Annotated in this window: 7 protein-coding genes and 1 pseudogene; 5 read left to right on the forward strand and 3 right to left on the reverse strand. The window is 65.4% G+C overall.

Annotated features, from left to right (window positions below; translation table 11 throughout):
- From infB to truB, 3 genes are all read left to right on the forward strand, one after another.
- Positions 1–1,972, forward strand: a 1,972-nt coding sequence (infB, locus tag V3H18_RS16185; RefSeq protein WP_332083117.1) for a translation initiation factor IF-2, incomplete at its 5' end; no start/stop codon positions are given.
- Between the two features lie 159 nt (positions 1,973–2,131).
- On the forward strand, positions 2,132–2,551 hold the full coding sequence (gene rbfA, locus V3H18_RS16190) for a 30S ribosome-binding factor RbfA (protein WP_332083118.1): 420 nt from the start codon (positions 2,132–2,134) through the stop codon (positions 2,549–2,551).
- Complete coding sequence (gene truB / locus V3H18_RS16195) at positions 2,551–3,453, forward strand: tRNA pseudouridine(55) synthase TruB (RefSeq protein WP_332083119.1); 903 nt, start codon at positions 2,551–2,553, stop codon at positions 3,451–3,453. Before rbfA ends, truB begins: the two co-directional genes overlap by 1 nt.
- 2 nt (positions 3,454–3,455) lie before the next feature.
- Here the strand turns inward: truB and V3H18_RS16200 are convergent, their stop codons facing one another.
- Both V3H18_RS16200 and V3H18_RS16205 read right to left on the reverse strand, forming a co-directional pair.
- Entirely contained in the window at positions 3,456–3,860 is a 405-nt protein-coding gene (locus V3H18_RS16200) for a type II toxin-antitoxin system VapC family toxin (RefSeq protein ID WP_332083120.1), read from the reverse strand.
- A complete protein-coding gene (locus V3H18_RS16205) occupies positions 3,857–4,102 on the reverse strand; it encodes a type II toxin-antitoxin system Phd/YefM family antitoxin (RefSeq protein WP_332083121.1) in 246 nt (81 codons plus the stop codon). Before V3H18_RS16205 ends, V3H18_RS16200 begins: the two co-directional genes overlap by 4 nt.
- Before the next feature lie 109 nt (positions 4,103–4,211).
- On the opposite strand from V3H18_RS16205, the gene murI reads away from it, so the two are divergent.
- Positions 4,212–5,012 (forward strand): glutamate racemase, encoded by an 801-nt coding sequence (gene murI, locus V3H18_RS16210; RefSeq protein WP_332083122.1) that lies wholly within the window; start codon positions 4,212–4,214, stop codon positions 5,010–5,012.
- A gap of 9 nt (positions 5,013–5,021) precedes the next feature.
- Here murI and V3H18_RS16215 read toward each other — a convergent pair whose 3' ends face one another.
- Complete coding sequence (locus tag V3H18_RS16215; RefSeq protein WP_332083123.1) at positions 5,022–6,281, reverse strand: cytochrome-c peroxidase; 1,260 nt, start codon at positions 6,279–6,281, stop codon at positions 5,022–5,024.
- Positions 6,282–6,586: 305 nt separating this feature from the next.
- Between V3H18_RS16215 and V3H18_RS16220 the strand changes: the two are divergent.
- A pseudogene (locus tag V3H18_RS16220) lies at positions 6,587–6,774 on the forward strand (hypothetical protein); the annotation flags it as partial.

The following is a 6,774-nucleotide window of genomic DNA, read 5'->3' on the forward strand; positions in this document are numbered from 1 at the left end:
CCCCCCTGTGCGTCAGATCGGCGGCTTCGCCGCCCCGACGCCGCCGCGGCCGACGCCGTCGCGCGGCGGCGAGATGAAGAATCGCGGCCGTCTCACCGTCACTACGGCGACGAGCGGCGAGAGCGAGGAGCGCACGCGCTCAGTCGCCTCCTTCCGGCGCCGGGTGCAGCGGCTCAAGGGCTTCGGCGCGGCCGAGCAGAAGGAAAAGATCGCGCGCGAAGTGATTCTGCCGGAGACGATCACCATTCAGGAGCTCGCGAACCGCATGTCGGAGCGCGGCGTCGACGTGATTCGCCTGCTGATGAAGCAGGGCGCGATGTACAAGATCACCGATGTGATCGACGCCGATACGGCGCAGCTCGTCGCCGAGGAGATGGGCCACACGGTCAAGCGCGTCGCCGAATCCGACGTGGAGGAGGGCCTCTTCGACGTCCCCGACGCCGAGGCCGCGCTCGCGCCCCGCCCGCCGGTCGTCACCATCATGGGCCATGTCGATCACGGCAAGACCTCGCTGCTCGACGCGATCCGCCAGGAGAACGTCGTCGCGGGCGAGGCCGGCGGCATCACCCAGCATATCGGCGCCTATCAGGTCACCGCGCCCGGCGGCCAGCCGATCACTTTCATCGACACGCCCGGCCACGCCGCCTTTACGGCGATGCGCGCGCGCGGCGCTAAAGTCACGGACGTCGTGGTGCTCGTCGTCGCGGCTGACGACGGCGTCATGCCGCAGACGGTCGAAGCGATCAATCATGCGCGCGCCGCCCATGCGCCGATCATCGTCGCCATCAATAAGATCGACAAGCCGGACGCCAAGCCCGAGCGCGTGCGCACCGAATTGCTGCAGCATGAGGTGCAGGTCGAGAGCATGGGCGGCGAGACGCTCGAAGTCGAAGTCTCCGCCAAGCAGAAGACCAATCTCGACAAGCTGCTCGAAGCGATTTCGCTCCAGGCCGAAGTGCTCGACCTCAGGGCCAATCCCGATCGCGCCGCCGAAGGCACGGTGATCGAGGCGCGTCTCGACAAGGGCCGCGGCCCGGTGGCGACCATGCTCGTGCAGCGGGGCACCCTGCATGTCGGCGACCTCGTGGTCGCTGGCACGCAATGGGGCCGCGTGCGCGCGCTGCTCGACGACAAGGGCGTATCGCGCCAGGAGGCGGGGCCGAGTTTTCCCGTCGAGATTCTGGGCTTCAGCGGCACGCCGGAGGCGGGCGATCGCGTCGCGGTGGTCGAATCCGAAGCGCGCGCGCGGGAGATCACCGAATATCGCGAGCGTCAGAAGCGCGACCAGCTCGCGGCGCGCGGCGGTTCGGCGCGCGGCTCGCTCTCCGACATGATGAGCCAGCTCAAGACGGCGGGCCGCAAGGAGTTCCCGCTCGTCATCAAGGGCGACGTGCAGGGCTCGGTCGAGGCGATCGTTGCGGCGCTCGAAAAGCTCAACACGGAAGAAGTCGCGGCGCGCATCGTGCACGCCGGCGTTGGCGGCATTTCCGAATCAGACATTTCGCTCGCCGAAGCCTCGAACGCCGCCGTCATCGGCTTCAATGTGCGCGCGCATAAGGAAGCGCGCGAGGCGGCGGAGCGTTCCGGCATTGAAATCCGCTATTACAACATCATCTACAATCTCGTGGACGATGTGAAAGGGGCGATGTCGGGCCTGCTCGCGCCGACGCTGCGCGAGACCATGCTCGGCAACGCCACGATCCTCGAAGTGTTCGACATTTCCAAGGTCGGCAAGGTCGCGGGCTGCCGCGTCACCGACGGCAATGTCGAGCGCGGCGCCAATGTTCGGCTCATCCGTGACAATGTCGTCGTGCATGAAGGCAAGCTTTCGACGCTCAAGCGCTTCAAGGACGAGGTCAAGGAAGTCACGGCCGGTCAGGAATGCGGCATGGCCTTCGAGAATTATCAGGATATGCGCGCGGGCGATGTGATCGAATGCTACCGCGTCGAGGAGATCAAGCGCTCGCTGTAGCGCCGTCGTGCGCCTGGCCGGGTTTGTACCGGCCATCGGCGCTGAAACGTGGCGGTCCTAAAGCGCGCTTTTCCACGGCTGACCTAACGCAGAGACACAGAATGCGTGGATGCCCGCGATATGCGCGGGCATGACGCGAACCGAGATTCGTTTCGACAAATGTCCAGATCCCATCACTCCCCGAGCGGCGCGCCCTCGCAGCGCATGCTGCGCGTCGCCGAGCTTGTGCGCCACGCCGCCGCGCAGCTTCTCGCGCGTGGCGATATCAGCGATCCCGCGCTGGAGCGCCATGTCGTGACGGTCTCGCGCGTCAAGATGAGCCCGGATCTCAAGCTCGCGACGATCTATGTCATGCCGCTCGGCGGCAAGGACGAAGGCGACGCGCTCGCCGCGCTCGATCGACACAAGAAGTTTCTGCGCGGCGAGATCGCGCATGAGGTCAATCTCAAATTCGCGCCGGAAATCCGGTTCCGCATCGACGATTCGTTCGACAATGTCTCGCGCATCGAGGCGCTGCTGAATTCCGAAGAGGTGAAGCGCGATCTTGTCGCGGACAAGGACGAGAGCGGCGCGCCTTGATGAAAGAGAAAAGATCGAACCGCGCGGTCGTCGACGGCTGGGTGGCGCTCGACAAGCCTGTCGGGCTCACCTCGACCCAGGCCGTTTCCCGCCTGAAGCGCGTCTATAACGCCAAGAAGGCGGGCCACGCCGGCACGCTCGATCCGCTCGCGTCGGGCATTCTCCCCGTCGCCTTCGGCGAAGCGACCAAGACCGTCCCTTTCGTGCAGGACGGCGAGAAGGCGTATAAATTCACCGTGCGCTGGGGCGTCGAAACCGACACGGACGATTCCGACGGGCGCGTCATGCGCGAGAGCGACGCGCGGCCCGAGCGCGCCGCGCTCGAAGCTTCGCTGGCGCGGTTCATTGGCGAGATTTCGCAGACGCCGCCGCAGTTCTCGGCGATCAAGATCGCCGGCGAGCGCGCCTATGACATCGCCCGCGAAGGCGAAACGGTCGATCTCAAGCCCCGCGCCGTCACGATCCGTGCGCTGGATTTGATCGACGCCACGCGGGACGAAGCGCGTTTCGTGATGGAATGCGGCAAGGGCGCCTATGTGCGCGCGATCGCTCGCGACCTCGGGCGGCTTCTTGGCTGTTTCGGCCATGTCACGGCGCTGCGACGCACGCGCGTCGGACCCTTCGTCGAGGAGGATTCCTATACGCTCGACGAAATCGAGGGCCAGAATCTCGCGGGCGAGGCGCTGCTGCCGGTCGAAGCGGGACTGGCGGAGCTCCCTTGCGTTATCGTCGATCGCGATACGGCGGCGCGGCTGCGGCGCGGCGGCTCGGTCATTCTGCGCGGCCGCGACGCCCCGCTCGAGGGCGTCGTTTACGCGGCCTGCGGCGGCGTGCCGGTCGCCTTCGGCGAAATCGTCGAAGGGGCGCTCGCGCCCTCGCGCGTGTTCAATCTGCCGTTCTAATCCTATTCGACAATCGCGACGCCCTCGGCGCGCGCGGCCTGCTCCAATTCGGCGTCGAGCGTCGCAAGCGCGAGGCTTTCCCTGAGAGCGAGTTCGAGATAGGCGCCGTCATAGGCCGTCAGGCGATGCTTGCGCGCGAGAAGCATCAAACGCTTCTCGTCGCAGCCGTCGTCGACGGCGATCGGCAGGCGCGCCAATATCCCAAGAAATTCCTCGCTGCGGGCGGGCGTCAGTCGCCGTCGCCGCTCATTGACGAGCAGCACGTTGCGAATGTCGAAAAAAAGGAGCGCCGGCGCGCGCGCCGTCTCGCGGCGCAGGCGTTCGATCGCGGCGACGGCGCGCGGCGGGCGTTCGTCGGCGAGGGCGAAGCCGGCGAGGATCGAGGCGTCGATGACGAAGCCCGTCAATATTTATGGCCGCGATGGCGCGCTTGGAGAAGCTCCGCGAGCGGCGCTTTTTTCGCGCTGTCGCGAAAGCGCGACAGATCGTCGACGGCGCGATCGATTTCCGCTTGCTTGAGACCGGCTTCCGGCTCCAGACGCGCGATGCGGCGCCCGTGCCGGGTGATGGCGATGGTTTCGCCGCGCTCGACGGCGGTCAAGAGTTCGGCGAGACGCGCCTTGGCGTCGGAGGCTTGCACTTCGCGCATAGCGCTTTATAAACTGGTCAAAATAACTGGTCAATCTACCGCTGTCCGCAGCGTTGATCTTGCCTGCGGAAGCTTGTCCTATGCGGCGCTTTCCGCGATTCGGCCCTGCATGACTCATCCGCCCAAGCTGCTCGTCTTCGATTCCGGTCTCGGCGGCCTCACGGTCTTTTCCGAGATCGTGAAGCTGCGGCCGCATGCCGATTACGTCTATTGCGCCGACGACGCGGGCTTCCCTTATGGGGCGTGGGCGGAGCCGGCGCTTATCCAGCGCGTCATGACGGTTTTCGAGAGCCTGATCGCCGATCATGCGCCGGACATGGCGATCGTCGCCTGCAACACCGCCTCGACGATCGTGCTTCCGCATTTGCGCGCGCATTGGCCGACGCTGCCTTTCGTCGGCACGGTGCCGGCGATCAAGCCCGCGGCGGAGCATACGCGCTCAAAGATGATCTCGGTGCTCGGCACGCCCGGCACGGTCGCACGCGACTATACGCAAAATCTCATCGCGCAATTCGCGGCGCATTGCGCCGTCACGCTCGTCGGCTCGAAGCGTCTCGCGACTCTCGCCGAGAGCTTCATGCGCGGCGAGCCTGCGAATGATGCGGAAATCGCCGCCGAGATCGCGCCCTGCTTTAGGGAAGAGAACGGCAGGCGCACCGACGTCGTGACGCTCGCCTGCACGCATTACCCGCTGCTCGTCGAGGAATTCAAACGCCTCGCGCCCTGGCCGGTCGAATGGATCGATCCCGCGCCGGCGATCGCGCGTCGCGCGGACAAGCTGCTGGCCGAGCGTTTCGGCGCCGACGCGCCGACAGGCCAACCCACACCCCGCCGCGCGATTTTCACCAGCGGCCGCAAGCCGGAGCCGCCGCTGCTGGCGGCGCTTGCGCGATACGGACTCGACTGTTGATCGGCTTCTTCAGGGCGTCGCCCGCCGATCGGTCAGCGTTTCGAGAAAAGCGACGAGCGCGTCGATCTCGGCGTCGTTTAGGCGCGGCTTTTCTCCGAGCTTGCGGTCGTAGGGAGCCTCGTCGACATTGACGTTCTCATGCGCCGCGCTCGGAAGGTCGTCGAATTTCTGCGGCCTTCCTTTTTTGTCCTTGGGATACCAGCGCTCGGGATTGGTGTCGCGCGTCGCGTAAAAGGCGACGACGTCGCGCAATTTGTAGAAGACGCCATTGTGGAGATAGGGCGCGGTCACGGCGATGTTGCGCAGGGTCGGCACTTTGAAGGCCCCGCAGACGCTTTCCACGTCAAAGCCCTTGGGGGCGACCTCGGCCAGTCCGGCGCGTTTGCAAAGGCCAAGATCGGGCTCGGCGCCGGGCTTGACCGCGCTCGGTATTGCCTTGTTCTTCGGCCCGCCCAGCGCGTCATAGGTGAAATCGGTGAAAAGCCAATCCTCGGGATTGCGCGATTCCTCCTTGCCGACATGGCACGCGAGGCAATTGCCTTTCTTCTTGTCCTTGAAAAGCTCGAAGCCCTTCGTCTCGATTGCGCTCAACTGCGTCTTGCCGCGCAGATAGTCGTCGAATTTCGAGGCGAAGGGATGAAAGCGCGCGGTGGCCTCATAAGCGACGACGGCCTGAGCGAGCTTTTGGAAACCCGCTTCGGGATCGGCGAAAATCTTGTCGCCATAGACGCTCTTGACGAGATCGGCATAGGCGCCGTCGCGGATCGCCTCGAAAACGAAACGCGTCGACGGCGCGTTCATCTCCAGCGGATCGAGCATGGGCATGGCGACCTGCGCCAGAAGATCGCTGGCGCGGCCGTCGAGGAACTGGCCGCCGGCGGGAACTTTCTCGACCTTGCCCGTTTCTTCGTCCGCGTCGTCGACAAAGCCGAAGGACGGCGCATAGGAGGCGTACATGATCGAGGGCGTATTGCGCCGCCCGAGCGACTCGGGAAGCGAGCCGCGCGCCACGGCGGGGATCGGCGAACCATTATCGCCCTGAAACGCCTTGGCCGCGTCATGACAAGAGGCGCAGGCGACGCCCGCGGGACGCGAGAGAGTCTTGTCCTCGAAAATGCGTTTGCCGAGAAGCTCGAGCGGCGTCAGCCCTCGTTCGTCCGCGGCGAGCGCAGGGGCGGGCGCCGCTTCCGCCCGGACGGGGACGGCGGCCAGGATCAGGAAAGCGAAGAGCGCCGCCGGGCGCGCGCCGCGCGGGAAGAAATGCGTCACGAAATCCGCCGTTTTTCTTGGAATGGAGCATTTTCCGCCGAAGCGGACGCCGGCGCGGTTTCAGCGCCGCGCGGATCCTAGAAATCGCGCCCGGCGCGCGTCAATTTCGCAAGCTTACAAGCCTTCCAGAAAAAGCGCCGCCAAACGCGCTGAGATTCGACATAAACTATTGTGTTTACGTATTATTTACCTCAATGGCGGCTTGGGCGCAGTGCCGCCACATTTTTAGGTTTACCTGCGGACGGCAATTATGCTCGCGCGCGTTTCGCCCTGGTCGAATGCGCGGTAAAGAGAGGTGTTCCGCCATGACGGATATCAGCGACGATAAGGAGCTGATGGCTGAATTCGCCGAGTTCAAGGAGCTGTTGCGCCGCGATCTCGGCGCCGCCGCTCCGCCGCCAGAGGCGCCGGTCGTTTCGGCCATCGATCCCGAGCCCGCCGCGACGCAGAAGGCGTCCCCGGCGCCGCAGCCGCCCCGCGCCGAGGAAGCCTG

Origin of the sequence: Methylocystis borbori (assembly GCF_036576025.1) — a bacterium.
Taxonomy (GTDB): Bacteria; Pseudomonadota; Alphaproteobacteria; order Rhizobiales; family Beijerinckiaceae; genus Methylocystis; species Methylocystis borbori.

Bases quoted from the DNA above. Each gene is read 5' to 3' on its own strand.
- murI (WP_332083122.1), top strand. From the start codon at position 4,212: ATGACTCATCCGCCCAAGCTGCTCGTCTTCGATTCCGGTCTCGGCGGC.
- truB (WP_332083119.1), top strand. From the start codon at position 2,551: ATGAAAGAGAAAAGATCGAACCGCGCGGTCGTCGACGGCTGGGTGGCG.
- V3H18_RS16205 (WP_332083121.1), bottom strand. From the start codon at position 4,102: ATGCGCGAAGTGCAAGCCTCCGACGCCAAGGCGCGTCTCGCCGAACTC.
- rbfA (WP_332083118.1), top strand. From the start codon at position 2,132: ATGTCCAGATCCCATCACTCCCCGAGCGGCGCGCCCTCGCAGCGCATG.